At 57.7% G+C, this 24,466-nt stretch carries 26 protein-coding genes; 11 read left to right on the top strand and 15 right to left on the bottom strand.

The features are described 5' to 3' along the window. Positions 1–41 precede the first annotated feature (41 nt). Entirely contained in the window at positions 42–1,160 is a 1,119-nt protein-coding gene (gene ald, locus ACR0IO_RS10920) for an alanine dehydrogenase (protein WP_155142095.1), read from the bottom strand. 136 nt (positions 1,161–1,296) lie between these two features. On the opposite strand from ald, the gene ACR0IO_RS10915 reads away from it, so the two are divergent. Then, positions 1,297–1,755: an Lrp/AsnC family transcriptional regulator gene (locus ACR0IO_RS10915; RefSeq protein WP_155142093.1), complete on the top strand. Its 459-nt coding sequence runs from the start codon at positions 1,297–1,299 to the stop codon at positions 1,753–1,755. A gap of 7 nt (positions 1,756–1,762) precedes the next feature. On the opposite strand, the gene ACR0IO_RS10910 is transcribed toward ACR0IO_RS10915, so the two are convergent. Further along, the gene (locus ACR0IO_RS10910) at positions 1,763–2,602 is read right to left on the bottom strand and encodes a CPBP family intramembrane glutamic endopeptidase (protein WP_480741566.1); all 840 of its coding nucleotides are present in this window, start codon (positions 2,600–2,602) and stop codon (positions 1,763–1,765) included. Positions 2,603–2,784: 182 nt separating this feature from the next. Between ACR0IO_RS10910 and ppk2 the strand changes: the two genes are divergently transcribed. Further along, positions 2,785–3,723, top strand: a complete 939-nt coding sequence (ppk2, locus tag ACR0IO_RS10905; protein ID WP_155142089.1) for a polyphosphate kinase 2 — start codon at positions 2,785–2,787, stop codon at positions 3,721–3,723. 59 nt (positions 3,724–3,782) lie between these two features. Here the strand turns inward: ppk2 and ACR0IO_RS10900 are convergent, their stop codons facing one another. Both ACR0IO_RS10900 and rpsU read right to left on the bottom strand, forming a co-directional pair. Further along, on the bottom strand, positions 3,783–4,919 hold the full coding sequence (locus ACR0IO_RS10900) for a CAP domain-containing protein (protein WP_480741564.1): 1,137 nt from the start codon (positions 4,917–4,919) through the stop codon (positions 3,783–3,785). 294 nt (positions 4,920–5,213) lie between these two features. Further along, positions 5,214–5,420, bottom strand: coding sequence for a 30S ribosomal protein S21 (rpsU, locus tag ACR0IO_RS10895; protein WP_005614280.1), 207 nt, complete (start codon positions 5,418–5,420; stop codon positions 5,214–5,216). A 112-nt stretch (positions 5,421–5,532) separates the two neighbouring features. Here rpsU and ACR0IO_RS10890 point away from each other — a divergent pair, with 112 nt between their 5' ends. Both ACR0IO_RS10890 and ACR0IO_RS10885 read left to right on the top strand, forming a co-directional pair. Further along, positions 5,533–6,225: a COQ9 family protein gene (locus ACR0IO_RS10890; protein WP_480741562.1), complete on the top strand. Its 693-nt coding sequence runs from the start codon at positions 5,533–5,535 to the stop codon at positions 6,223–6,225. Positions 6,226–6,297: 72 nt separating this feature from the next. Further along, positions 6,298–7,284 carry an NAD(P)H-quinone oxidoreductase gene (locus tag ACR0IO_RS10885; protein ID WP_480741560.1) on the top strand — a complete coding sequence of 329 codons (987 nt, stop codon included), beginning with the start codon at positions 6,298–6,300 and terminating at the stop codon, positions 7,282–7,284. Between the two features lie 39 nt (positions 7,285–7,323). Here ACR0IO_RS10885 and ACR0IO_RS10880 read toward each other — a convergent pair whose 3' ends face one another. Then, positions 7,324–8,181 carry a DUF2189 domain-containing protein gene (locus tag ACR0IO_RS10880; RefSeq protein ID WP_480741559.1) on the bottom strand — a complete coding sequence of 286 codons (858 nt, stop codon included), beginning with the start codon at positions 8,179–8,181 and terminating at the stop codon, positions 7,324–7,326. Between the two features lie 192 nt (positions 8,182–8,373). Here ACR0IO_RS10880 and ACR0IO_RS10875 point away from each other — a divergent pair, with 192 nt between their 5' ends. Next, on the top strand, positions 8,374–9,357 hold the full coding sequence (locus ACR0IO_RS10875; RefSeq protein WP_170332497.1) for a quinone oxidoreductase family protein: 984 nt from the start codon (positions 8,374–8,376) through the stop codon (positions 9,355–9,357). 52 nt (positions 9,358–9,409) lie between these two features. Here the strand turns inward: ACR0IO_RS10875 and ACR0IO_RS10870 are convergent, their stop codons facing one another. The 8 genes from ACR0IO_RS10870 to ACR0IO_RS10835 form a co-directional block, all read right to left on the bottom strand. Beyond that, the gene (locus ACR0IO_RS10870; protein ID WP_155142081.1) at positions 9,410–9,943 is read right to left on the bottom strand and encodes an outer membrane protein; all 534 of its coding nucleotides are present in this window, start codon (positions 9,941–9,943) and stop codon (positions 9,410–9,412) included. A gap of 265 nt (positions 9,944–10,208) precedes the next feature. Beyond that, positions 10,209–10,682, bottom strand: coding sequence for a YHS domain-containing (seleno)protein (locus tag ACR0IO_RS10865; RefSeq protein ID WP_480741556.1), 474 nt, complete (start codon positions 10,680–10,682; stop codon positions 10,209–10,211). A 188-nt stretch (positions 10,683–10,870) separates the two neighbouring features. Next, positions 10,871–11,143: a hypothetical protein gene (locus ACR0IO_RS10860; protein WP_480741553.1), complete on the bottom strand. Its 273-nt coding sequence runs from the start codon at positions 11,141–11,143 to the stop codon at positions 10,871–10,873. Continuing rightward, on the bottom strand, positions 11,140–11,745 hold the full coding sequence (gene plsY / locus ACR0IO_RS10855; RefSeq protein WP_480741551.1) for a glycerol-3-phosphate 1-O-acyltransferase PlsY: 606 nt from the start codon (positions 11,743–11,745) through the stop codon (positions 11,140–11,142). The genes ACR0IO_RS10860 and plsY overlap by 4 nt, the downstream gene beginning before the upstream one ends. Then, positions 11,745–13,025, bottom strand: a complete 1,281-nt coding sequence (pyrC, locus tag ACR0IO_RS10850; RefSeq protein WP_480741549.1) for a dihydroorotase — start codon at positions 13,023–13,025, stop codon at positions 11,745–11,747. The genes plsY and pyrC overlap by 1 nt, the downstream gene beginning before the upstream one ends. Continuing rightward, the gene (locus tag ACR0IO_RS10845) at positions 13,022–13,411 is read right to left on the bottom strand and encodes a hypothetical protein (protein ID WP_480741546.1); all 390 of its coding nucleotides are present in this window, start codon (positions 13,409–13,411) and stop codon (positions 13,022–13,024) included. The genes pyrC and ACR0IO_RS10845 overlap by 4 nt, the downstream gene beginning before the upstream one ends. Next, positions 13,396–13,914 carry a hypothetical protein gene (locus ACR0IO_RS10840; RefSeq protein WP_480741545.1) on the bottom strand — a complete coding sequence of 173 codons (519 nt, stop codon included), beginning with the start codon at positions 13,912–13,914 and terminating at the stop codon, positions 13,396–13,398. The genes ACR0IO_RS10845 and ACR0IO_RS10840 overlap by 16 nt, the downstream gene beginning before the upstream one ends. Next, positions 13,911–14,846: an aspartate carbamoyltransferase catalytic subunit gene (locus tag ACR0IO_RS10835; protein ID WP_170332487.1), complete on the bottom strand. Its 936-nt coding sequence runs from the start codon at positions 14,844–14,846 to the stop codon at positions 13,911–13,913. Before ACR0IO_RS10835 ends, ACR0IO_RS10840 begins: the two co-directional genes overlap by 4 nt. Positions 14,847–15,620: 774 nt before the next feature. Between ACR0IO_RS10835 and ACR0IO_RS10830 the strand changes: the two genes are divergently transcribed. From ACR0IO_RS10830 to ACR0IO_RS10805, 6 genes are all read left to right on the top strand, one after another. Next, a complete protein-coding gene (locus tag ACR0IO_RS10830) occupies positions 15,621–16,385 on the top strand; it encodes a uracil-DNA glycosylase (RefSeq protein WP_480741664.1) in 765 nt (254 codons plus the stop codon). Further along, positions 16,385–16,984, top strand: a complete 600-nt coding sequence (locus ACR0IO_RS10825; RefSeq protein WP_170332483.1) for a metallophosphoesterase family protein — start codon at positions 16,385–16,387, stop codon at positions 16,982–16,984. Before ACR0IO_RS10830 ends, ACR0IO_RS10825 begins: the two co-directional genes overlap by 1 nt. Beyond that, a complete protein-coding gene (locus ACR0IO_RS10820) occupies positions 16,981–17,601 on the top strand; it encodes a LysE family translocator (RefSeq protein ID WP_480741543.1) in 621 nt (206 codons plus the stop codon). Before ACR0IO_RS10825 ends, ACR0IO_RS10820 begins: the two co-directional genes overlap by 4 nt. Before the next feature lie 6 nt (positions 17,602–17,607). Beyond that, positions 17,608–18,150 carry a molybdenum cofactor biosynthesis protein B gene (gene moaB / locus ACR0IO_RS10815; protein WP_155142065.1) on the top strand — a complete coding sequence of 181 codons (543 nt, stop codon included), beginning with the start codon at positions 17,608–17,610 and terminating at the stop codon, positions 18,148–18,150. A 106-nt stretch (positions 18,151–18,256) separates the two neighbouring features. Beyond that, positions 18,257–19,711: an efflux RND transporter periplasmic adaptor subunit gene (locus tag ACR0IO_RS10810; RefSeq protein WP_480741540.1), complete on the top strand. Its 1,455-nt coding sequence runs from the start codon at positions 18,257–18,259 to the stop codon at positions 19,709–19,711. Between the two features lie 5 nt (positions 19,712–19,716). Next, on the top strand, positions 19,717–23,118 hold the full coding sequence (locus ACR0IO_RS10805; protein WP_480741539.1) for an efflux RND transporter permease subunit: 3,402 nt from the start codon (positions 19,717–19,719) through the stop codon (positions 23,116–23,118). Here ACR0IO_RS10805 and ACR0IO_RS10800 read toward each other — a convergent pair. Further along, positions 23,085–23,534, bottom strand: a complete 450-nt coding sequence (locus ACR0IO_RS10800) for an NUDIX hydrolase (protein WP_480741538.1) — start codon at positions 23,532–23,534, stop codon at positions 23,085–23,087. The two genes, ACR0IO_RS10805 and ACR0IO_RS10800, sit on opposite strands and share 34 nt — an antisense overlap. 4 nt (positions 23,535–23,538) lie before the next feature. Further along, positions 23,539–24,351, bottom strand: coding sequence for a protein-disulfide reductase DsbD domain-containing protein (locus ACR0IO_RS10795; RefSeq protein ID WP_480741536.1), 813 nt, complete (start codon positions 24,349–24,351; stop codon positions 23,539–23,541). Positions 24,352–24,466 lie beyond the last annotated feature (115 nt).

The raw sequence follows: 24,466 nt of genomic DNA, 5'->3' as shown, positions 1-24,466 counted from the left end.
GCGCGGCGCTGTTTCTTTAGACAATCAATCGGTCGCGACGATCAGCTTTTGATCACGACATTGGGTGATACGACGTCGATGCCCAACGCCTTGCCGACGGCATAATAGGTCAGCTGACCTGCGTGCACATTGAGGCCGGCCAAAAGATGTGGATCATCCTGACATGCCTGCTTCCAGCCCTTATCGGCCAGCGCCAGCATGAACGGCATCGTCGCGTTACCCAGCGCGATGGTGGATGTCCGTGCAACTGCGCCCGGCATGTTGGCGACGCAGTAGTGCATGATGCCATCCACCTCATAGATCGGATCCGCATGGGTGGTCGCTTTGGACGTTTCAAAACAGCCGCCCTGGTCGATGGCGACGTCTACCAGAACTGCGCCGGGCTTCATGGTTGAAAGCTGTGCGCGGGTGACCAGCTTGGGCGCCGCTGCACCCGGGATCAGAACAGCGCCGATCACCATGTCGGCTTCCTGAATCAGCTCTGCGGTGGCACCGGCAGTCGAGTACTGGTTTTTGAACCGGCCACCGAACACGTCATCCAGATAGCGAAGACGCGGCAGCGAGCGGTCCAGAACAGTGACATCTGCGCCCATTCCGGCAGCAACCTGCGCGGCATGAGTACCCACGACGCCGCCACCGATCACAACCACCTTGGCCGGGCTGACACCGGGAACGCCGCCCATCAGAACGCCGCGACCGCCATTGGCTTTCTGCAAAGTCCACGATCCGACCTGAGGTGCCAGACGCCCCGCAACCTCGGACATCGGGGCCAGCAGGGGCAGGCCGCCATTCGCATCCGTCACGGTTTCATAAGCGATGGCAGTACAGCCCGATTCCAACAGATCATGCGTTTGATCCGGATCCGGTGCCAGGTGCAGGTAGGTGAACAGCAGCTGACCTTCGCGCAGCATCTTGCGCTCACCGGCCTGCGGTTCCTTGACCTTCACGATCATGTCGGCTGTGGCAAAGACCTCTGCCGCCGTGTCAACGATGCGGGCACCGGCAGCGATATAGGCGTCATTGTCAAAGCCCGAACCCATGCCGGCTCCGGTTTCGATGATCACTTCATGTCCACGGGCAACCGCTTCCTGAGCGGCGTTCGGGGTCATGCCGACGCGGAATTCCTGGGGTTTGATTTCCTTGGGGCAACCGATTTTCATTAGGGCTCTCCGTTCATAAACTGCTTAAATTATGTGCAAATTCGGGTGCAATTTTTGTGAAACTCGATGCATTGACAAGTAAAGGTATGGGAGAATATTCGAAGAAATACCAGTTTCTTGCGACGGATGTGCGTGAATGAGCCTTGATACAACCGACAAAAAGATCTTAGCTGCACTGCAGCGCAAAGGCAGAATGTCGAACTCGGAACTGTCCGAGCAAGTGAATCTGTCACCTTCGGCGTGTCATCGTCGCGTTCAACGTCTGGAGGCTGAGGGTTTTATTCGCGACTACGTTGCGCTGCTTGATGCGCGCAAAATGGGCGTACCGACGACCGTTTTCGTTGAGATTACGTTGCAAGGGCAAGCTGAAGAGTTGCTTGAGGCTTTTGAAAAGGCGGTTCGTCGCATTCCCGACGTGTTGGAATGCCATCTTATGGCAGGGACGGCTGACTACATCCTCAAGGTCGTTGCCGAAAACACCGAAGACTTCGCACGCATTCACCGTCAGTACCTGTCGCGACTGCCAGGCGTGGCACAGATGCAAAGTTCCTTTGCCCTGCGCACAGTGTTCAAAACGACCGCATTGCCCGTCTAGGTTATCCTCAAGCCGGACCGGGATAGGTGAACAGGGCCAGATGTGCAAAGTTGAACCCGAAATGCATCAGCGTCGGTACCCACAGTCTGCCGGTTGCATAGTAGCCCAAACCACAGGCGAGCCCTAGGATTGAGGCAAAGAAAACCAGCGCTGGCCCTCCGCCAAAATGAACCAACCCGAACAGAATGCTGGCAAGGGTGATCCCGATGGCAGGACCGGCTTTTGTTGACAAAACGGACTGCAGATAACCGCGAAAGAAGGCCTCTTCTGTCAGGCAGGTCAGAAACAGATTTGAGAAGGCAAAGATCATCCACCAGGCAGGCAGACCGAGTTCAGGCTGGACTGCCCCTGACGTGGCGCCCAAAAGGAACAGCGCTGGAAGGAGTAATATACCGATAACCAGTGGCAGTCGGCGGGTGGGTATCGCCCCATTGATGATCATGGGGCAGGCCAACAGGACAGCAAAGAACACGATGGGTTTGTCCAGGTTCAGGTACATCGTGAATGGCCCACTGTCTGGTCCGGCATTCACCTGATCCAGAACCAGAAGATTATTGAAACCTGGCATCAGGTGGGCGCCCAGAGCGAGGCTCCATATGATCAGCGCAAGATGTCCGAGTATAGCAGTCAAACCCTTCAGGCGGGGCAGGTAAGACGCACCAATCAATCCAAGAGTGGCGAACAGCATTGCCGGAAGTGTGATCAGACCTAACGTAGTAGACACAAAGCCAAACAGCAGCAGCATAACCAAACCCAGAAGACGCTGGCCAGACAGTGCGAAAATCTGACCAAGCACCAGAATGAGCCAGGGCCAGATCGTTGGGAGAAGAGCAAGAAAGGGCGCCAAAGGTACCTCCGGGTTGTGGATCAACTTGGACTCAGATTTGCGCAGGACGTCAACTGCTTGTCATTGCGTCAATCCAGACGCTTGTATCCCGCCCTCGACAGGTTCACATTCATGTCTTGGAACGCGCATGACCGTTTTTATGACATCCGCTGTTTACACACGCCCGTTACGGTCCGAACCCGATGAAAGATAAGGAGCAGACCTTGGCTTACGAAAACAACTACGAGCCCAAAGACTGGCTGGAAGCTGAGCTGGAAGATACGCTGGACGAAGATTTTGAGATCGAGTTCAGCGAGCCGATGCTCTCGATGGAAGTCCGCAAGATCTATCGCGACCAGCATCCCGAAATGCTGAACCGCAAGGTGTATTTCCGCAATCTGCTGCGTCTGCAGGCTGAACTGATCAAGGTTCAGGATTGGGTTCAGCACACCGGTGCCAAGGTATGTATTTTGTTCGAAGGCCGTGACAGTGCGGGCAAGGGGGGCGTGATCAAGCGGATCACGCAACGCCTGAACCCGCGGGTTGCGCGTGTTGTCGCGTTGCCAGCTCCCAGCCGCCGTGAGCAAAGCCAGTGGTATTTTCAGCGCTATGTTCCGCATTTGCCCGCGGCTGGAGAAATCGTGCTGTTCGACCGGTCATGGTACAACCGGGCGGGTGTCGAACGCGTTATGGGTTTTGCAACCGAAGACCAGGTCGAGCAGTTTTTTCAGGACGTTCCCGAATTCGAACGTATGCTCGTCCGTTCGGGCATCATTCTGCTGAAATACTGGTTCTCGATCACGGATGAAGAACAGCAGTTGCGATTCCTGATGCGCATTCATGATCCGATGAAACAGTGGAAACTCTCCCCCATGGATCTGGAATCCCGTATCCGCTGGGAATCCTACACCAAGGCTAAAGAAGACATGTTCTTCCGCACCAACATTCCAGAAGCACCGTGGTACATCGTTGAGGGCAATGACAAGAAGCGTGAACGCCTGAACTGTATCGAGCACCTGCTGACCAGAATTCCGTATGACGACGTACCGCAGGAAAAGGTCACGCTCCCGGATCGTCGTTACAATCCCGAGTACGAGCGCCGCATACTTCCTGATGAACTCTATGTTCCCAAGGTTTACTGACGGCTCGAAAGAAAGAATGGTGCGAGGTCGGGAAATTCCAGCCTCGCACCGGAAAGCCGTTAGGCGGCGTCCATCATGAAATCAACATCATAGTAGTTGAACACAAAGACGTCCCCGCAGGTGTCTTCCGCCACATCCGAATTTGTGGTCTCCAACTCGGACGCAGGATTGTTCTCGCCAGCCATGACCAGTTCGAAGTCGTCCGTTTCAGGCTCCGCATCTGCCATCTCGGTTTCGTTCCAGTCGAATTGATCCAGCTGAGCTCTCAGAGATTGGACGAATGCTTCGATCTCGGCAAGGAAGGCCTGAACATCAAAGCATGCATATTCGGGTTGTTCTGGCTCGGGTGTCTCAGCCACCGGAGTTTCGGTCTCCGGCTCTTCGGTTTCCGTGACGTCTGTTCCTGGGGTTTCGGATTCTGGTTCCTCAGTTTCGGTCACATCGGTATCCGGTGTTTCAGCTTCCGGTTCCTCAGTTTCGGTCACATCGGTATCCGGTGTTTCAGCTTCCGGTTCCTCAGTTTCGGTCACGTCGGTATCCGGCGTTTCGACTTCCGGTTCCTCGGTTTCGGTGACGTCGGTTCCCGGAGTTTCGGTCTCCGGCTCTTCGGTCTCGGTGACATCAGTATCCGGTGTTTCGGTTACGGGTTCTTCGGGCTGAGGTACTTCGGCTACCGGTTCTTCTGGCTGCGGGGTTTCTTCAACTGGCGGTGTGGGGGCAGGTGGGGTGGTGCCACCATTGTCCAGCATGACCGCTGCATCGGTTGTGGCAAAGTTCTGGGTGACCATTACAGCGTTAAACCCTTGCATGTCACCGGTTTCAACGCCGATACCGATGTATTTGAAATCCGGGTTCAGGATATTGGCCCGGTGACCGGGGCTGTTCATAAGGTTCTGGTGAAGCTGTTGGACATCATCACTGATGCCGGGTGCACCACGCTCGGATTGCCACGCGATGTTCTCGCCCGATCTCCAGCTGCCCGAAAAATCGAAGCCAGCCATTTCCATCCGCTGGGTTGCGGTAGAACCACCCGAACCTGTGTGGCTGAACGTATCCGTGGCCAGCATCCATTCGCTGTGATCCTCGGATGATTCATTCAGGCGTGTTTCCAGTTGCAGCGGCTCCAGTCCGCGGGATGTGCGCTCCTGATTGATCAGCGCCAGCATTTCTCGTTCGATACTACTTGCAGTCGACATTTTTGCCTCCGTTTGGTGTTGTGTCTTTGCAGACGCCGCCAGTTACAGAGGCCGGGTGCCGGGTTCATAGACAGGGATTTCCAGAAGGCGAGTTTTGGCGAGGCGATGCTACCAGCGCGAGATTCGCTGCGCTGTAAGATGCCGGGCAAAATGTTGCTGAGGGGCAAATGGCTGGTTGTCGCTTGGCGCACGAGCCGAGTCGGCGAAATGTATCCGACCCCGGAAACGACAAACCCCCGGGCGATGCCTCGGGGGTCGTCAAATAGTGTCATCCAAAGCTGGACGAGGAAAGTCTTAGAGCAGACCTTCGCGCTGGGCTTTCTTGCGTGCCAGTTTACGGGCACGGCGGATCGCTTCAGCTTTCTCGCGCGCTTTTTTCTCGGACGGCTTCTCGAAATGTTGCTTGAGCTTCATTTCACGGAACACGCCTTCGCGCTGCAGCTTTTTCTTCAGGGCACGAAGCGCCTGATCGACATTGTTGTCGCGAACACTAACCTGCATGTGGTTGTCACCACCTTTCTAGATTCGAGTTGCAAGGAAATTGCAGGAGTTGGCCGTATAGCAAAGCGCACCTAACTTGTCTAGTACTGGGCCCGAACACCGGAGAACCGCCATGACCGTGACTTACGAAGACGCAAAAGAGCAGCTGTTGAACGCAATTCTTGACCACGTCCCCTTTGATGGCTGGTCCGAGACAAGCTTTCGCGCGGCGATAGAAGACAGTGATATCGACGATGGGCTGGCGCGCGCCATCTGTCCGCGCGGGGCGGTTGATCTGGCGCTGGCGTTTCACGCGCGGGGCGACGCGGCCATGCTGGAACGGCTGAAGACCGAAGACCTGAGCGGCCTGAAGTTTCGCGAGAAAATCGCGGCTGCGGTCCGGTTCCGCCTGCAGGCGGTTGAGGACAAAGAGGCGGTGCGCCGTGGTGTGACGCTTTTTGCACTGCCTGTTTATGCCGCCGATGGCGCCAAGGCGATCTGGGGCACATGTGATCTTATCTGGGACGCGTTGGGTGATACATCAGATGACGTGAACTGGTACACCAAACGGGCCACCCTGTCGGGGGTCTATTCCTCGACGTTGTTGTTCTGGCTGGGGGACGAGACGCCCGGCTATCAGGCCACATGGGAGTTTCTGGATCGTCGCATCGAGGGTGTGATGCAGTTCGAAAAGCTCAAGGCGCAGGTGAATGAGAACCCGTTGTTCAAGCCGTTCCTCGCCGTCCCAAACTGGCTGGCAGGCCAGGTGAAGGCACCTGTCAAAATGCGCACCGATCTACCGGGTTCGGTATCGTTCCGGAAATAACGGCGGAACTGCAACTTGTCGCTAGGCGTCTGCATGTCTGGCTGCTAGGCAAGGGGCAAAGGAGAATTGCCCATGACTCAGATGATGCGCGCCGTTGAAATCACTTCGCCGGGCGGCCCCGATGTTCTGCAACTGACCGAGCGTCCGATGCCGGAACCGGGCGAAGGGCAGGTGATCATCAAGGTCGCCTATGCCGGTGTGAACCGTCCGGACGCATTGCAACGGGCCGGGGCATATGATCCGCCTCCGGGTGCCAGCGATTTGCCAGGGCTTGAGGCTTCGGGCGAAATCGTGGCCATAGGCACAGGGGTCGAAGGGATTGCGGTTGGCGATCAGGTTTGTGCGTTGCTGCCTGGTGGCGGATACGCTGAATATGTTGCAACACCTGCCGCGCATTGTCTGCCAGTCCCCACAGGCATGGGTCTGAAGGAAGCGGCCTGCCTGCCCGAGACATTCTTTACAGTCTGGTCCAATGTCTTCACGCGCGGTAGCTTGAAGGCAGGAGAGCGTTTTCTAGTCCATGGTGGCTCCAGCGGAATCGGCACGACAGCCATTCAATTGGCCAACGCCTTTGGTGCTCGGGTGTTTGCCACGGCCGGATCGGCCGAGAAATGCGAAGCCTGTGTCAATCTTGGGGCCGAGAAAGCGATCAACTACCGGGATGAGGATTTCGTCGCAGCCATGCGCGCCGAGGGAGGTGCGAACCTGATTCTGGACATGGTTGGCGGCGACTACATCCCGCGCAACGTCAAGGCCCTGGCCGAGGATGGGCGACTTGTTCAGATTGCCTTTCTGCAAGGTCCCGTCGTCGAGTTGAACTTTGCGCTGATGATGGTGAAACGACTGACTCTGACCGGCAGCACACTGCGCCCGCAAAGCGATCTGGCAAAGGCAAAGATTGCTCAGGATTTGCATGAAGCTGTCTGGCCATTGCTGGAGGCTGGAAAAGTTGCGCCGGTCATGGACAGCGAGTTTGATCTGGCAGACGCGGCAGCCGCCCATGCACGCATGGAAAGCTCGGGCCATATCGGCAAGATCGTCTTAAAAGTGGCTGACTGAAATTCAAGGCGCGGGCCCGCCCCGCGCGTAACCTTCCGGTCAGGACACTGCTCTGCGGTACAAGTGCCATGTTGCGTGGCCCAAAACGGGCATGACGACGATCAGGCCCAATAACATCGGTATGGCACCGATCACTAACAATGCGGCGACGATGAAACCCCAGGTCAGGATGACGCCGGGATTGTGTCGCAGCACGCGGACTGATGTAACCACCGCCACCGGCAGCCCCACTTTTTTGTCCAGCAACAGCGGAAAGCTGACAACACTAACGGCCAATGCGACCAGCGCGAACAGGAACCCGATTGCTGTGCCGAAAATGATCATGCTCCAACCTGCGCCTGTGGTGAAAACTTCGGCGGCGAAGGTGCTGATGGATGTTGGTGGTTCGGGACCAAGCGTCAGCACATAGACAGCTTGCGCCACCATGAGCCAAACCAGCAGCAGCATGACCAGATAAAACCCAAGCGCCAAAATCGCTCCGAAAGAAGGTGATCGGAAAACGCCAAAGGCATCCAGCCAGTGCACGGCCCTCCCTTGTTCGCGTTTGCGGCTGATTTCATACAGTCCAACCGCTGCCACCGGGCCGATCAGGGCAAAACCTGCAATCAGCGGGGCCAGCAAAGGCACCATATTCATGTTCAGCCCGATCCCGAACATGAGCAATCCCGCAATGGGGTAGATCAACACCACAAAGATCGCGTCTGCGCGTGTTTCGAGGAAATCATGATATCCCGCCCTCAGGCTGTCGCGCAGATCCTGTAATGTCAGAGTTTGCACGGTTGGCAGATGCCGGGTGTCCGAACTGCCGATCCGGGTTACGCTTTCCGCAATATGATCGCTGGTCGCTCCAAGATTTTGGGCGGCCCAACTGATCGGGTTACCGATTGTTTTTGCCATCTTCATCCCCTTCCTTGGCGGGTTCGCGCCGCGGAATGTATCCGGCATAAGGTTGCCCGTGGCCGGATCAGCCGGCAACGCCTTGACCCAGTATAGCATATTTTTGCCGAAACCGGATCACTGCCTCGCGATCACACGGATTGCTCTGATGTGCAGGCGTGCTAGCCTTGCAGCAGGCAACAGGAGGTCAGCATGCAGCAAACGGCACGAACCGTAGTCATTCACGAAACCGGCGGACCCGAGGTTCTGAAGATTGAAGACAGGCAACTGGGCAGTCCGGGACCTGGCGAAGTGCGCATTCGTCATCATGCCTGCGGTCTGAACTTTATCGATGTGTATCAGCGAACGGGCCTTTACCCGTTGGAACTGCCGCATGCATTGGGCATGGAAGCGGCTGGTATCATTGAAGAAGTTGGCGAAGGCGTTACTCATCTGGAACCCGGCCAGCGTGCCGCCTATGCTGCCACCCCGTCCGGGGCATATTGCGAAGCCCGGGTAATGCCTGCATCTCAGGTCTGTCCTTTGCCTGAAGGCATCTCGTTCGATGCGGCGGCCGCCATGATGCTCAAAGGGATGACTGTTGAATATCTCTTTCACCGCACCACGCCGTTGAAACGTGGCGATACCGTCCTGTTTCACGCGGCTGCCGGGGGGGTGGGGCTGATTGCGTGTCAGTGGGCCAAGTCCGAAGGGATCACTCTGATCGGAACCGCCGGAACGGATGACAAATGCCGGTTGGCGCAGTTCAATGGGGCCGCACATTGCATCAACTACCGGACCGAGAACTTTGCTGAACGGGTGGCTGAAATCACCAATGGCAAAGGCGTAGACGCCGTTATGGATTCAGTTGGTGCGGATACGTTCGAAGGATCGCTGGATTCTCTCAAACCATTGGGAATGATGATTTCTTTCGGCAACGCATCCGGGCCGGTTCCGCCGTTCAATATCGGCATTCTGGGGCAGAAGGGGTCTCTCAAAATCACCCGACCAACATTGTTCACGCATATCTCGGATCATGCGGTTTGTCAGGCAATGGCACGCCGTCTGTTCGGCAAGGTCGAGGGGGGTGAAGTTAAAATTCACATCGATCAGCGGTTTCCGCTGGATCAGGTCGCTGACGCGCATCGCGCGCTTGAGGCGCGGCAGACCACCGGCAGCACGATCCTGGAACTCTGAACAAAAAAGACCCGGCTGCGTTAGCCGGGTCTCTGCATTCAAGTGAATGAATTCAGAAGCGGTACGCTGCCCGGACCTGAATCGTCGTCGCATCGACATCGATGCCGCTTGAATTGAAGTTGTCGAACTGGTGGTAGAGCACTTCACCACCGATGCTGACATTCGGTGCCACGATCTGTTCGTAACCTGCACCGATGAACCAGCCGTCATCGCTTCCCAGCGTGTTGGTGCTCGCTTCGGCATAGCCGGTGGTTCCATAGAGCAGCCCCTGTGGGTTGACCTTGTAACCGGCGCGCACCTTCAGGCGCCACACGTCTTCTACCTTGGCTGCGCCAGACAGGTCTACGTCGCTCCAGTCATAGTCAAAGCCGCCACCGAAGACCCAGTCGCCCATGTCGTAGTCATACCCGAGGATGATACCACCGATGGCGCCGTCACCGTCGACGCCTGAAAGGCTGGTGTCGATGTCGGCATAACCAAACTGAGCACCACCATAAAACCCGGTGAAATCACCTGAGGATTGAGCCATGGCCGTTCCTGCCGCCAAAGTCGCGACAGTGGTGACGATTGCCAATTTTCCTGTCATCTTTTTATCCTTCCATTCGGAAATTGAGCTCGTGAGGGCATCGCCAATCACGAACCTGTACTGATCATTACGTCCCGGCCCGGAGGCCGGATCACCGATGTTTCACCTATTCCAACCCGATTGTTTGCGCATTTGCCGTGTTGAAGCGCGCGCACCCGTGTTTCCGGGCGTTTATGATCAGCAGATAGGTTCGGGAAATTCAGTATCCAAATGAAGAACGGCGGCGGATACATCCGCCGCCGAAATGCAGTTTTTTATCAGCGGATTATTGCTGCAGTTCTGCCGGATCCTTGTCGGCAATGTCTGTCCAGTTGGCGCTTGCTTTTTCGATGAAGCCCGGGATGTCGCCTTCCCAGCGTTCCTGAATGTCCTGCGACAGGTTCAGGTACAGTTTGTTATCGACGATTTTCCAGTGGTTCGGGTCACCGTCAAACTTGAAGCCCATTGCAGCACCGAATGCGCAGTAGCCACCATATGCGGGCAGGTAGGCCGCAGGATTGGCTTCGAAAGCGGCTTTGTTCTCTTCGGAGGCAAAGCGGTACATCGCGTCGTCATGCAGCGTGGTGATCTTGTAGCTGCCTTTGGTCGCTTCGCCTTCGGTGAAATAGGCGACCGGGTCATAACCCTGCATGGCCAGGCCGGTTGAGGATGCGTTGATTTCGACGCCTGCGGCCAGTGTCGAGCTTGCGATTGCTACGGACAGCGCAACGCCACCCAGTACGGATTTGATCTTGTTCATAACTTCACCTTTCGTGAATTGGGTTGCGTTGAACCGTCTGAAAACATGGCGCAGCAACCCTGAGTTTTTTGTCCTGTGCGGTCGGTAATTGGCCGTCACAAAACCCAATTGGGCAGCGCCGTGATCACGTTCAAAGCAATCAATCGTGATTGTGCAGAGGTGAATAACAAGTGTTCAGAAATGCTGAGTCAGGGCTGATCGGGAACAAGCATCAATACAAAGTTTGAAACCTTGTCTGCGGACATTTCGCAAGGTCGCAGCAATGCACCGCTGTTCTGTGTGAGATAGAGATTCAGGCTGATGTAGTCGGTCCCGCCCAGTTCATGTGCAACCAGCTTGTGGGATTTTCCGCCTGCCATGGCCTGTCGTGTCACGACATATCTGCGTGCTCCTGCCTGTCCGGTGAACGTACCGGATGGCAGGGCGAAGAACGCATTCAGGAACGCATCAGATGCGTTCACGACTTTCCGATTTTAGGTTCGGTACCGGCCTTGATGCGGGCGATGTTGGTGCTGTGGCGCCAGTAGACCAATAGGGTGAGAATGATCCCGAGGATAAAGGTCGAACCGTCGGTCAGTACCATGATCCAGGTTGTCGACAACGCCGCTGCGGCCAGCGCGCCGACCGAGGATATTCGCCAGATTGCAGCCGCCACAAGCCAAGTCAGGCAGCAGGCAACCCCAACTCGCCAGTCCAGTGCCAGCCAAAGACCCAGAAAGGTCGCGACGCCTTTGCCACCCTTGAAGCCCAGCCAGACTGGGAAGCAATGGCCCAGAAACGCGGCAAGCGCCGCGATTTGTGCGGCGTCCTCACCAGCCAGAACCCGGGCCAGCAGAACAACCACGGCCCCTTTGACCGCGTCAAACAGCAAAGTCAGCGCGGCGGCGGCCTTGTTGCCGGTTCTCAGAACATTGGTGGCGCCGATATTACCAGACCCGATATTGCGCAGGTTCCCCAGCCCCATCACCCGAGCAACGATCATGCCAAACGGGATCGAACCCATCAGATACCCAAGTGCGGCCCAAAGAATAAGTTGGGTCGTGGTACTGTCGAAAAAGGGCATTAGGATCTCCGGTAAACTTCTTTTCCAGCGACAAAAGTCGCGGTGACCTTACCCTGCATGCGCTGGCCGTCAAACGGAGTATTTTGCGATTTTGATTTGAGCGTAAAGCGGTCCAGCACAAAGGGTACATCCGGGTCAAACAAGACCAGATCAGCAGGTGCCCCGTCGGACAGTCGGCCACAGTCCAGACCCAGCCGTTTCGCGGGATTCAGTGTCATGGCGCGGAACAGAGTGGGAAGGTCCAGCTGGCCTGCATGATAGAGGCGCAACGCAGCCGGCAGCAGCGTTTCGAGGGCGACCGCACCCGAGGCGGCCTCTTCAAACGGCAGGCGTTTGCTTTCTTCATCCTGCGGCGTGTGCATCGAACTGATCGTGTCGATCAGGCCGGTTCGCACCGCTTCGATCACAGCTTGCCGGTCGTCCTCGGATCGCAGCGGCGGCTTGACCTTGAAGAAGGTGCGATAGTCGGCCACGTCCAGCTCATTCAGCGTCAGGTGATGGATCGAGGTTCCGGCGGTGATGTCCAGCCCGTTGCGTTTGGCCCGTTCCAAGGCGGGCAGGGCGCGGGCGGTGGTGATCTGATCAGCGTGATAAGCCGCGCCGGTCATCTCCAGCAAAGCGATATCGCGATCAAGACCCATGCGCTCAGCCATGGGGGAAACGGCGGGCAACCCACGCAGTGCGGCAAACTTGCCGCTGGTCGCCGCCGCGCCAGAGCTGAGCCCCGGTTCCTGCGGATGCGCGATGACCAGTGCGCCGCAAGACCGGGCATAGGTTAGTGCGCGGGAAAACACCTTGGTGTCCGCGATGACGTGATCGCAATCGGTAAAGGCAACGGCACCTGCATCCAGCAGGAATCCGATCTCGGTCATTTCGCGCCCTTCGCGTCCCTTGGTCAGGGCGGCCATCGGCAGCATGTTGACGGGTGTGTCAGCCTGCGCCCGGCGTGTGATGAACTCCAGCGTTTCTGGGGTGTCAATGGCCGGGCTGGTATCGGGACGGGTGACAATGGTGGTCACACCTCCCGCCGCCGCGGCAAGACCTGCGGATTTGTAGCTTTCCTTGTGCCGTTCACCCGGCTCACAGACTTTGACGCCGATATCGACAATGCCAGGGGCCAGACATTGCCCGTTGCAGTCGATGACCTGGGCGTCGTTCGAAGGGGCACTTCCTTCGCCACGCGCCACGATTTGCCCATCAGTCACGTGCAGCCAGCCTGTGCCCTCCGTTCCGGTTTCGGGGTCGATCAGGCGGGCATTGGTGAAAATAATATTGCTCATGGCAACGCCCTTTCGATAGCGGCTTTGGTGGCAGCGGGATCGGCCTGGTACTTGATCAGATGCTTGTCACCGCCCTTGGTGACGATCTGGACGAAACTGCCCATTGTGTTGACGGCAGTGATCTGGTTTAGCGGCACTTTGCGGGGGCCAGGGCCGGTCAGAGTTGTCTTGGTCATTTCCCAGGCGGCGGTCATTTCTTCTGAGGCCAGATACCAGGCACGTATACCGATAGCGGCAAGTCCAGCGGGCGCGCCGGTCCAGACATATGGGTTTCCGATCAGCCAGAGAACAAGCATCGCACCAGCCATGGCCAAAGCAGCCAGCCATGCGTTTGTGCGAATATAGGCCTGTTTGTCAGGGGCGAAACGGATCACAGAATCAGCCACAGAACGCCTCCTATAATCAGAAGGATCAGAAGGGCCAGCGCCGCTGATCCGATACGACGTGGCCTGTCATCCTGCGCTGCGCCTTGAGGTGCCGAAAATGGTTTCGCGCTTTCGGTCTCAATCGGGCCACCTGTCCAGTTGGTGGCCTCTTCGGTGTAAAGGCCGATCAGACGAACCCGGGGATCAGGTTTCAGCGTTGCGCCCTTTCCTGCAAAGGCAGCGCTGCGCAGGACAAGAACCCAACCTTCAACGGCATCCAGTGCATTGCGATCCAGTTGATCCTCTGAAACGCCGCACCCTTCGTTCAGGTAGCCAAACAGGCCGAGCTCTTCGAGGTCGGAGACGGGAAAGATATCGATCTGCTTGGGATCAAGACCCTGAACACCAAGCACCTGATCAACGGCACCCGGCTCACGCAGGAACTTCGCCTCTTCCGGGCGCATGTTCAGCGAAAACAGACGCAGGACACCATGTTCATGTGGGGCGACGATCAGTTTGTTCATGCGGCCTCGCTCAGGTTGCGGGCAAGTAACTCCATCGCGGCCATGCGGACAGCCACGCCCATTTCGACCTGTTCCTGAATCACCGAGCGGTTGATGTCATCGGCCAGCGTACCGTCGATTTCGACACCGCGGTTCATCGGACCGGGGTGCATCACGATCGCATCCGGTTTCGCCAGCGCAAGTTTGGCGGCGTCCAGACCGTAACGGTGATAGTATTCCCGCTCGGACGGAATAAAGCCGCCATCCATGCGTTCTTTCTGAAGGCGCAGCATCATCACGACGTCGACGTCTTTCAGGCCTTCACGCATGTCGTCGTAGATTTCGGCACCGAATTCCGAGAACTGAGCGGGCACCAGCGTCGGAGGGCCGATCAGGCGAATGCGGTTTTCCATCTTGCCCAGCAGGATCAGGTTCGACCGGGCAACGCGGCTGTGGGCCACGTCCCCGCAGATTGCAATGTTCAGGCGGTGGAGGCGACCCTTGGCACGGCGGATGGTCAGCGCGTCCAACAAGGCCTGGGTCGGGTGCTCGTGCCGACCATCGCCCGCGTTCAGCACCGCGCAGTTCACTTTCTGCGCCAGCAGATCGACCGCGCCGGAATGTGGATGGCGTACCACCAGCAGATCAGGATGCATCGCGTTCAGCGTCATCGCGGTGTCGATCAGGGTCTCACCCTTTTTGATCGAGCTGGCCTGCATCGCCATGTTCATCACATCCGCACCCAGACGTTTGCCGGCAAGTTCAAAGCTGGCCTGTGTCCGGGTCGAGTTTTCAAAGAACATATTGATCTGGGTCAGCCCTGCCAGCACGTCCGAATGCTTGGTCGACTGGCGATTCAGGTCGACATATTTCTCGGCCAGATCCAGAATGGCAGTGATATCGGATTGCGACAGATGCTCGATGCCAAGAAGGTGACGATGGGCGAAACGCATTGGCGGGCTCCTGTCTGACAATCGGGCCGCTTATAGAAAGCTGCGCGGCCCGAGGCAACCTAAGGTTTCGTTCCTTCGGGCAGTTTCTCGCAACCGCCTTCGGGCAGGCATTGCTCGCCGGGTTTGCACCACTTGCCGTTTCCGCAGTCGATGGCCTTGAGTGGTACACATCCCCGACCGGCAGAACATTTGAACCCCTGACGGCATTGGGAACCGGTTTCTTCACACAAGTACCAGCCGGGGCGACTGCATCCGCCCCCCGGTAAACAAACGGAACCCGGTGCACAGACCAACCCATCGTCGCATTGATTGATCGGCTTAGGGCGGGGGCTGGGATCAAAGTTGGGCGTGATCCGCTCGCATTCTCCGCGTCCGTTGCAACGTGAACCACTTGGACAATCAAGGCTGGAGGCGCATTTATTCGCCCCGGCAGGCGCACATCGGGTGCCGCCAGCGACGCAACGCTCGAACGGTCCGCAGGATCGTCCACCACCGCAATAGGTGCCGCCAGCCCGGATGCAGTGCCCGTCAAAGCTGCACCTTTGTCCGACCGAACAGCAGCTGCTGCCACATTGGAACTGACCGGCGCGGCATTGGTTATGCTGGTCGTGAAAAGTCGCTGAGGCAGGTTCGCCGCTAAAGACGGCAAACAGCAATCCAATCAGAAGGAATCGTAAGGCAAACAGCATGAATATCCGCATCGTCGGTGCGACTGAGCGCCATGGCAAGGTCTATTCGCTTTCCCTCGGTCAAAAGGTGGTTAGATTGAGAAGCATGGAATCGGCTTTGGACTATCATACGGCGCGTGCCTTGCTGGAATGGCAGGCTGAACTGGGCGTGACTGATGCGATCGGTGACACCCCGGTTGACAGATATGCGCTGCCGGATACTGCACCCAAAGCGAAAAAGCTTGCCGCGGTTCAGAAAACGCCGGAGAAACCAAAGCCAGTCGATCCGACTGCCGTGGCCGAAAAGGCAGCACGAGCAGCAGGATCACTGCCCGAACTGCGCGCGACGATGGAAGCGTTTGATCTTTGCGATCTTAAGCGCGGCGCGCGGCAACTGGTTTTTGCAGATGGCACACCTGGGGCTCGCGTGATGATTGTTGGCGAAGCGCCAGGCCGGGATGAAGATCGCGAAGGCAAGCCCTTTGTTGGTCGAGCCGGGCAGTTGTTGGACCGGATGCTGGCGGCCATCGATCTGAATCGCGCCGAAAGCGTTTATATCACCAATGTTCTGCCATGGCGCCCACCACAGAACCGGGATCCCAAGCCAGAAGAAATTGGCATGATGAAGCCGTTTCTCGAACGCCATATCGCGCTGGCGAAACCCGAAGTGCTGGTCGTCATGGGCAACATCAGTTGTCAGGCGGTGCTGGGCAAACGTGGTATCACGCGGTTGCGCGGCAAGTGGGATCAGGCACTGAACCTGCCCGTCATTCCAATGTTTCACCCCGCCTATTTGTTGCGTCAGCCGCAGATGAAGCGTCAGGCCTGGGCCGATCTGCTGGAGCTCAAGGCACGGCTGGAGAACGGGTGATGAAAGTTCTGGCTTTCTCCGATCTGCACCTGGCCCGGAATCGGGCAGCAGAGCTGGTTGCGGCCAGCTCCGAGGCGGATCTGGTGATCGGCGCAGGTGACTATTGCAACATGCGACACGGTCTGGATGAGGCCATGGTCATGCTCTCGGGCATCGCGGCCCCCATGATTCTGGTGCCGGGCAATGCCGAAAGTGCCGAAGAGCTTGCTGATGCAGTCCCTGATGGTGTTCATGTTTTGCACGGGTCTGGGATGACCTTGGATGGCATACACCTGTTCGGGTTGGGCTATGGTGTACCTGTCACCCCCTTTGGTGACTGGTCCTGCGATCTGTCCGAAGGGGCCGCGGCCGAGTTGCTGATGCGGTGCGACAGTGCCGATATCCTCATCGTACACTCGCCGCCCAAAGGATACGGGGACAAGACATCACAAGGTGTGTCTGTCGGTTCATCCGCCATTCGGGATGCTGTTGAGCGGATTCAACCAGCGCTGACGCTATGTGGTCATATCCATGACAGTTGGGGATATCGCGGTTCGATTGGCCAAACCAATATCGCCAATCTTGGTCCGCGCGTGAATTGGTTCGAGGTCGACGCATGATTGAAACGGTAACGTTGCTGGCTTTCGTTCCGGCAGCCATCGCCCTGAACCTGACACCCGGGGCGGATATGATGTTCTGTTTCGGTCAGGGGCTGCGATCTGGCGCAAAGCCTGCAATTGCTGCTAGCGCAGGGATATCATTAGGCTCGATGATTCACGTCTTTCTGGCTGGTCTGGGATTGGGGGCTGCAGTCGCGGCCTTACCTTGGATGTTTGACGCCATCCGGTGGCTTGGGGTCGCATACCTGCTGTATCTGGCTTGGGGTGCAATTCGTCATGGTGCGATATCTGCGGATGGCTCTGCCAGACCTACCCGATTTGCGTTTCGCGACGGGTTTCTGGTCAACCTCACCAATCCCAAGGTCATCCTGTTCGTTCTCGCATTCATTCCGCAATTCGTGAATCCGGCGACCGGGTCTGTTCTGCTGCAGTTTTTGATCTTCGGATTGATCATCTCAATCGGCGGCTTTGTCATAAACGGCCTGGTCGGGGTTTTCGCAGGTGGCGCAGGAAAGGTCCTGATCAACAATCCACGAGCGTCTCGTATTCTGGGCTGGGTCAGTGGCGGTATTTTCACCGCATTGGCTATCCGGCTCGCCATCATGGAAAGGGCCTGACACAGTATGTCACGCATCGATGAAACCATGGACTTCATCCCGGTCCGGATCGCTGTTCTGACAGTTTCGGATAGCCGCTCGCTTGAGGAAGACCGCTCGGGCCAAACACTGGTTGATCGTATTGAGCGCGCTGGTCACACGGTCGCCGATCGCAAAATCCTGCGGGATGAGCGTGGGGAGATCGCAGATCAGTTGCGCGCCTGGGTGGCCGATCCGGAAATCGACGTCGTGCTATCAACCGGGGGGACCGGGCTGACAGGGCGCGATGTGACGGTTGAGGCCCATCGCGATGTCTACGAAAAGGAAATCGAGGCGTTCGGTACGGTTTTCACAATTATTTCAATGGAAAAGATTGGCACATCGGCTGTTCAGTCGCGTGCGACGGGTGGCGTTGCGGGTGGCACTTACCTGTTCGCCCTGCCTGGCAGCCCGGGGGCATGCAAAGACGCTTGGGACGGAATTCTGGAAAAACAGTTCGATTATCGGCACCGCCCCTGCAATTTCGTGGAAATAATGCCCAGATTGGACGAACATCTGCGACGGAAGTAGACTGGTCGTACGTTTAACGTCTCATAACCGCTTTGTGGCTTGGCATTTTTCTACGTCCGGCTACCTTTTGCGGATGGCAGCCCGATGCAACCGGAGTGAGTGATCAATGCGATTTTTGCGGCAGAGCCTGGTTGGCGTTTTTCTGGCGTCTCTGACGCTGGCACTGCTGTTTGTTGCCGTTCAATTGATCACAGGCGCGGTGCAGGAAGTTCTGACACGGGACAATCAGCCGCCGCAGGCCCGCGAACGGATATTTGCCGTGACCGTGCAGACTGCTGAACTTGATACCGTGACCCCGCAGCTAGAGGCATTTGGTCAGGTGCAAAGCCGCCGCCGACTGGAATTGCGGGCTGCGCTGGGCGGGCGGGTGATGTCACTGGCCGAAGATTTCGAAGATGGCGGGACCGTAACCGCCGGTGAACTACTGGTAGAGCTTGATCCTGCAGACGCCCAGTCGGCGTTGGATCGGGCCAAATCCGATTTGCTGGACGCACAGTTTGAAGAGCGGGACGCGGAACGCTCATTGTTGCTGGCGCAGGACGAACTGAAAGCTGCCGAAGCACAGGCAGACCTACGCGATCGGGCGCTGCAGCGGCAGCGTGATTTGGAATCCCGGGGGGTTGGTGCCACGGCCAGCGTGGAAGAGGCAGAACTGGCCGCGACTTCCGCCCAGCAGGCGGTGCTTGCGCGCAGGATTGCGCTGGCACAAGCCGAATCCCGGGTGGACCAGGCGACAACTCTTCTGGCCCGGGCTCGTATCGCGCTTGAGGCTGCCGAACGTGATTTGGATGACATGACAATTCGCGCACGCTTTGACGGAACCCTTACCGGTGTCACGCTGGTTGAAGGCCGATTGGTCGCGGCGAATGAGAAGCTGGCGGAACTTGTCGACCCGAACGCGCTTGAAGTCGCCTTTCGTGTCTCAACAGCACAATATGTTCGCCTGCTGGATCCCGAGGGCGATCTGATCGATGCTCCGGTCACCGTATCGCTTGAGGTTACCGGCACGGATCTGACGGCCAGCGGGCGCATCAGCCGTGACAGTGGCTCGGCCGGCGAAGGTCAGACAGGGCGGTTGATCTATGCACGCCTTGATGATGCGCCCGGGTTCAAACCCGGTGATTTTGTCACGGTCTCGGTCGAAGAACAGCCGCTTGAGCGTGTTGTCCGACTGCCGTCTTCGGTTCTGGATGCAAATGGATCGGTTCTGGTGCTGGGCGTGGATGACCGGCTGGAAACTCTGCCCGTGCAACTGGTGCGCCGTCAGGGGGACGAGGTATTGCTGCGCGGCCCGGGTCTCGAAGGTCGCGAGGTAGTGGTCGGGCGTACACCCCTGTTGGGAACCGGGGTCCGAGTGCGCCCCCTGCGGGTCGAAGCAAGCGTCGAAGCCGAACCGGATATGGTTGAACTGACCGATGAACAACGCGCCCGCTTTGTCGCGCAGGTCGAGGCAAGTGACCGGATGCCGAAAGATGTGAAAGCCCAGGTATTGGGGCAGCTGAACGAGGCGAAGATTCCTGCCACGCTTCTGCGTCGCCTTGAAAACCGGGCCGGGGGCTGACGGGTATGGTCCGCGAGATTCCCGGCGCGGCGGGCGGCATTCTCAGCTATTTTACACGTCACAGGACCGTCGCGAACCTGCTGTTACTGGTGATGCTGGTACTGGGTGCTGCGGCAATCCCCAATATGCGGGCGCAGTTCTTTCCTGATGTCATTCTGGAACGCGTTGACGTTAACGTCGTCTGGGATGGTGCAGGACCCGAAGACGTCGACAACGGAATTGTTCAAATCCTCGAGCCTGCGCTGCTGGCCGTTGAAGGCGTGGCAAGCACCGAAGCCACCTCTCGTGAAGGGTCGGCTCGTATTCGGTTAGAGTTTGAGCCCAACTGGGACATGTCGCGCGCAGTCGAAGAAGTGCGCACAGCCGTCGATAGCGTGACCAATCTGCCCGAGGATTCCGAGGAACCTTCAATCCGGCGTGGTGCGTGGCGGGACCGGGTTACCGATGTGGTGATTACTGGCCCGATAGAAGCTGAACAACTGGCAAAGTTCACCGATGAACTGATCAATCGGCTGTTCGCAGCAGGGGTCACACGCACCACGATCCGCGGTGTGGCGGCGCCGCGCATTGTGGTCGAGGTGCCGACAGCCCAACTGATCGCCAACGATATCACGATGTCCGAGATCGCCTCGGCGGTCGCGGCCGAAGTCACGACAAACCCGGCAGGTGATGTCACAGGAGCGAATGCCCGCATTCGGACCGGAGTTGAAAAGCGCACGCCTGAGGAAATCGAAGCGATTGCGCTGCGGACCTTCGAGGATGGCTCCAAGCTTGTGGTCGGCGACGTGGCCGAGATCCGTGTCGAAGGCGTAACACGTAATCGCAGCTATTACGTCGGGGACAACCCGGCCATGTCCATTCGCGTGGACCGCTCCAATCTTGGGGATGCGATTGGCATTCAGCATACGGTCGAGGATGTGGTGGCCGAAATGCAGGCCAGTCTGCCCGAAGGTATCACGGCCGAACTGATCCGCACGCGCGCGCAGGCCATCACTGATCGTCTGGATATCCTTGTCGATAACGGGCTGGTTGGTCTTGGCCTCGTGGTCTGTCTGCTGTTCCTGTTTCTCAATGCGCGCATCGCGTTCTGGGTGGCAGCGGGTATTCCCGTTGCGATGTCGGCAGCCATCGCATTCATGTATATCGGCGGGTTGTCGATCAACATGGTCTCGCTCTTTGGTTTGATCATCACGCTGGGTATTGTGGTTGATGATGCCATTGTGGTGGGAGAACACGCTGATTTCCGTGCCCGCCGATTGGGTGAGGCCCCGATGGTCGCAGCCGAACGTGCCGCTCGCCGTATGGCGATGCCGGTCTTTGCGGCAACCGTGACCACAGTAATCGCCTTTTTTGGCCTGACGCTGGTTGGTGGGCGGTTCGGAGAGTTGATCCGGGACATACCCTTCACGGTGATCGCGGTTCTTATTGCCTCGCTGATCGAGTGTTTCCTGATTCTACCCAACCACATGGCACACGCCATCGCGCATTCGGCCAAGGAACATTGGTATGACTGGCCAAACCGGATCGTGAACAGGGGCTTCCGCTGGGTGCGGGATCACCTGTTCCGTCCCTTGGTAGCCTGGGTGGTCTGGGCGCGATATGTGGTTGTCGCACTGATGATCGCGATACTCGCCAGTCAGATTGCGCTGTTCATCCGAGGCGATGTGAACTGGCGCTTCTTCAACGCACCCGAACGCGGTTCGGTGACCGGCAACTTCATCATGGCCGAAGGTGCGACACGTGCGGATACGCTGGAAATGATGCGGATGCTGCAACAAGCCACCGACGAGCTTGGGCAGATTTACGAAGAGCGTCACGGACGAAATCCTATTGACTATGTTCTCGCCGAGGTTGGCGGCAGCGCCGGATTTGGCTTGTCCGCTGCCGAAGGCAAAGACGAAGACCTGTTGGGCGGCATTTCAATTGAATTGATCGATGCCGATCTGAGACCCTATTCCAGCTTTGAGTTTGTAGGTGAGCTGCAGGATTTTGTTCCACGCCATCCCAAGGTTGAACTGCTCAGCTTCCGAGGCTGGCGATCGGGGCCCGGTGGCGATGCCATTGATGTTCAGTTCTACGGCGCTGATGTGAACACGCTGAAATCAGCCTCTGAGGACTTGCAGACCGAGCTCTCCAAATACCCCGAGGTGTCAGCGCTTGAGGACAACCTTGCCTATGACAAAGAAGAGTACATCCTTGATCTGACGGCTCAGGGTGAGGCGCTGGGCTTCCGGATCGAAACGCTGGGTCGCGTCCTGCGTGACCGCCTGAACGGGATCGAGGCAGCAACATTCCCGGATGGTCCGCGCAGTGCTGAAATCCGGGTGGAACTGCCTGAGGGTGAGCTGACCGCTGATTTTCTTGAACGAACCCTGATGCGTACCCCGGATGGCGTCTATGTACCTCTGGCCGATATCGTTTCAGTTGAACGCAAATCCGGGTTCTCGACCGTGCGACGCGAAAACGGTCTGAGAGTGATTTCGGTGAATGGCGACATTTCCGAGGATGACCCGACACAGGCTGCCGAAATTGGCCGGGCCATGCGCGAAGAGATCCTGCCCAACATTGCTGCTGAGCGTCAGGTTGAATGGCGTATGGCCGGCCTGAGTGAGCAGGAGGATGAATTCCTGTCCGAGGCACGCTCGGGGCTGATCCTTTGCCTGACTGGTATCTATCTTGTGTTGGCCTGGGTTTTTGCCAGCTGGACACGGCCGCTGGTGGTGATGGCGATCATTCCGTTTGGTTTGGTCGGCGCGATTTGGGGACATTACATCTGGGATGTACCGCTGAGCATGTTCACGGTCGTGGGCTTGCTTGGGATGACCGGGATCATCATCAACGATTCTATCGTTCTGGTGACCACAATTGACGGCTATCAAAAAGACCGTGGCCTTGTGCCTTCGATTGTCGAGGGTACTGCCGACCGATTGCGACCCGTCATGCTGACAACCCTGACCACAGTTCTGGGCCTCACGCCATTGCTGTATGAGGGGTCTCAGCAGGCTCAGTTCCTGAAGCCAACGGTCATCACGCTGGTTTACGGCCTGGGTTTCGGAATGTTGCTGGTACTGCTTTTGGTGCCTGCGTTGCTGGCGATCTTACAGGATATGTCCCGGCCAATGACCGCGATGCGACGAGCTGTTCGGGCGCCGGACCATGTTGTGCGCGGTGCAGTTGCGATGACCGGTGCGATTTTGATGGCGTGGTTTGGCGTATCGATGATCTGGCCTGCCGTTGCTGGCACGCCCCTTGATCTGCTTTCCGGCTTCTATCCAGGCGAAGATGGGGTTGCCGTCCTGCGCATGGGGTTGGGCGTTTTCCTGACCGGCGCTGTTCTGATCCTGACCATCAGCGCAATCGCATCGGGGTTGCTTTATGCGCGGCTGTCGGGGCGGGCAAAGGCCTGATCCGCCCTCAACGCCTGCTCTAGCAGATCAGGAACGCGCTCGCTCATCGGCAGTTTGCCCTGACGGATCTGATCAATTGGAAACCAACTTGCGGCTTTTGCATCGTCACCCGCCTCGGGTTCGCCCGAGATATATTGGCAGGCGACCCCGACAAGCAGGTAGTGCACGCTGACCTGCCCCTCATCATCCCGTTTCAAAAGGTCGAGGTTGTCGAGATAGTGCAGGGGTTCTGCCGTGATCCCCGTTTCCTCAAGTAGTTCACGCTCGGCGGCTTGCAGAACGGTTTCGCCCCATTCCACGTGCCCGCCGGGAAATCCCCACAATCCAGCGTCAGGTTGTTTGCTGCGCTGGACAAGCAACACCTGTTCCTGATGCAGAACAACGGCAAGAGCGCCGATCTTTGGCGATGGTGTCATTCAATCAGCCCGCGCTGCATCCCTGGATATCGACCGAGTGTTTTGCACCCAGCACCGTAATCCGAACTTCGGACCGGTCCAATGCAAACGGACCGCCCGACGCGCTGATGACCTCGGATCTTGCAACCAGAGTATTTCCGTTCCGTGATGTTTCGGGCGGAGACGCCCAAAGCGTTGGATTGCCCGGTTCGATGACGGCGATTTCCTCACCGCCGCTTGAGGGCATGGTGATATGCGCTTCGATCTGCATGCCGTCTGCTGTTGGCGTGAGATGGCACGCGGCTTTGGCGACACCTGCTTCGCGGGCCGAATATGGGCGTTGCGCCAGTGCAGCGGCAATCGCCGGATTACGCCCCGCATTCGCATCTACGGTGTGGTCGAAATCCAGGCGCCCGGGAACGCAGACATCTTTGCAGACTCCCAGATCCATCTCGCCGCGCAGTCGCACGGGTTTCTTTGCGTTCCTCGGCGTAATCTCAATCGGCAGAACCAGCTGGTCTTCGTAGCCGATTGAACGCAGCCCATTCTGGTCAAAGACATGAGGTGCGGGCCAGGTGATCGAGATATCCTCGATATTGGCCGATCCGCTCCAGTCAAACTGCGGTGGAATCCCCGCATCGCCGGGTGCGCGCCAATAGGTTTTCCAGCCATCTTTCAGGTCCAGCCGAAGCGCGCCCAGATAGGTGCCCTTGGAGGTCTTCCCGCCATCCAGAATCTCGAGCTGAACAAGGTTGTCGACGCCCTGCGCCATGGCGGGAGCGGCAAAACAGAGACTTGCGGACAAAGCGGCCGCGATGGGTTTGCGAAATGACTTCATGCTACATACATGCGTGTTACGGCCCGGATTGCCAAGTCACGTTCCGGTCACCACGATGAAATCGGGGGAATTCGCCGTTGGTCCCTTGCCAATGCCCATTGCACGGGGCCATTGT

This window comes from Ruegeria sp. CE12, assembly GCF_056537525.1.
Note: the sequence above shows the minus strand (reverse complement) of the source record. Positions and strands in the feature narration are given on the sequence as shown.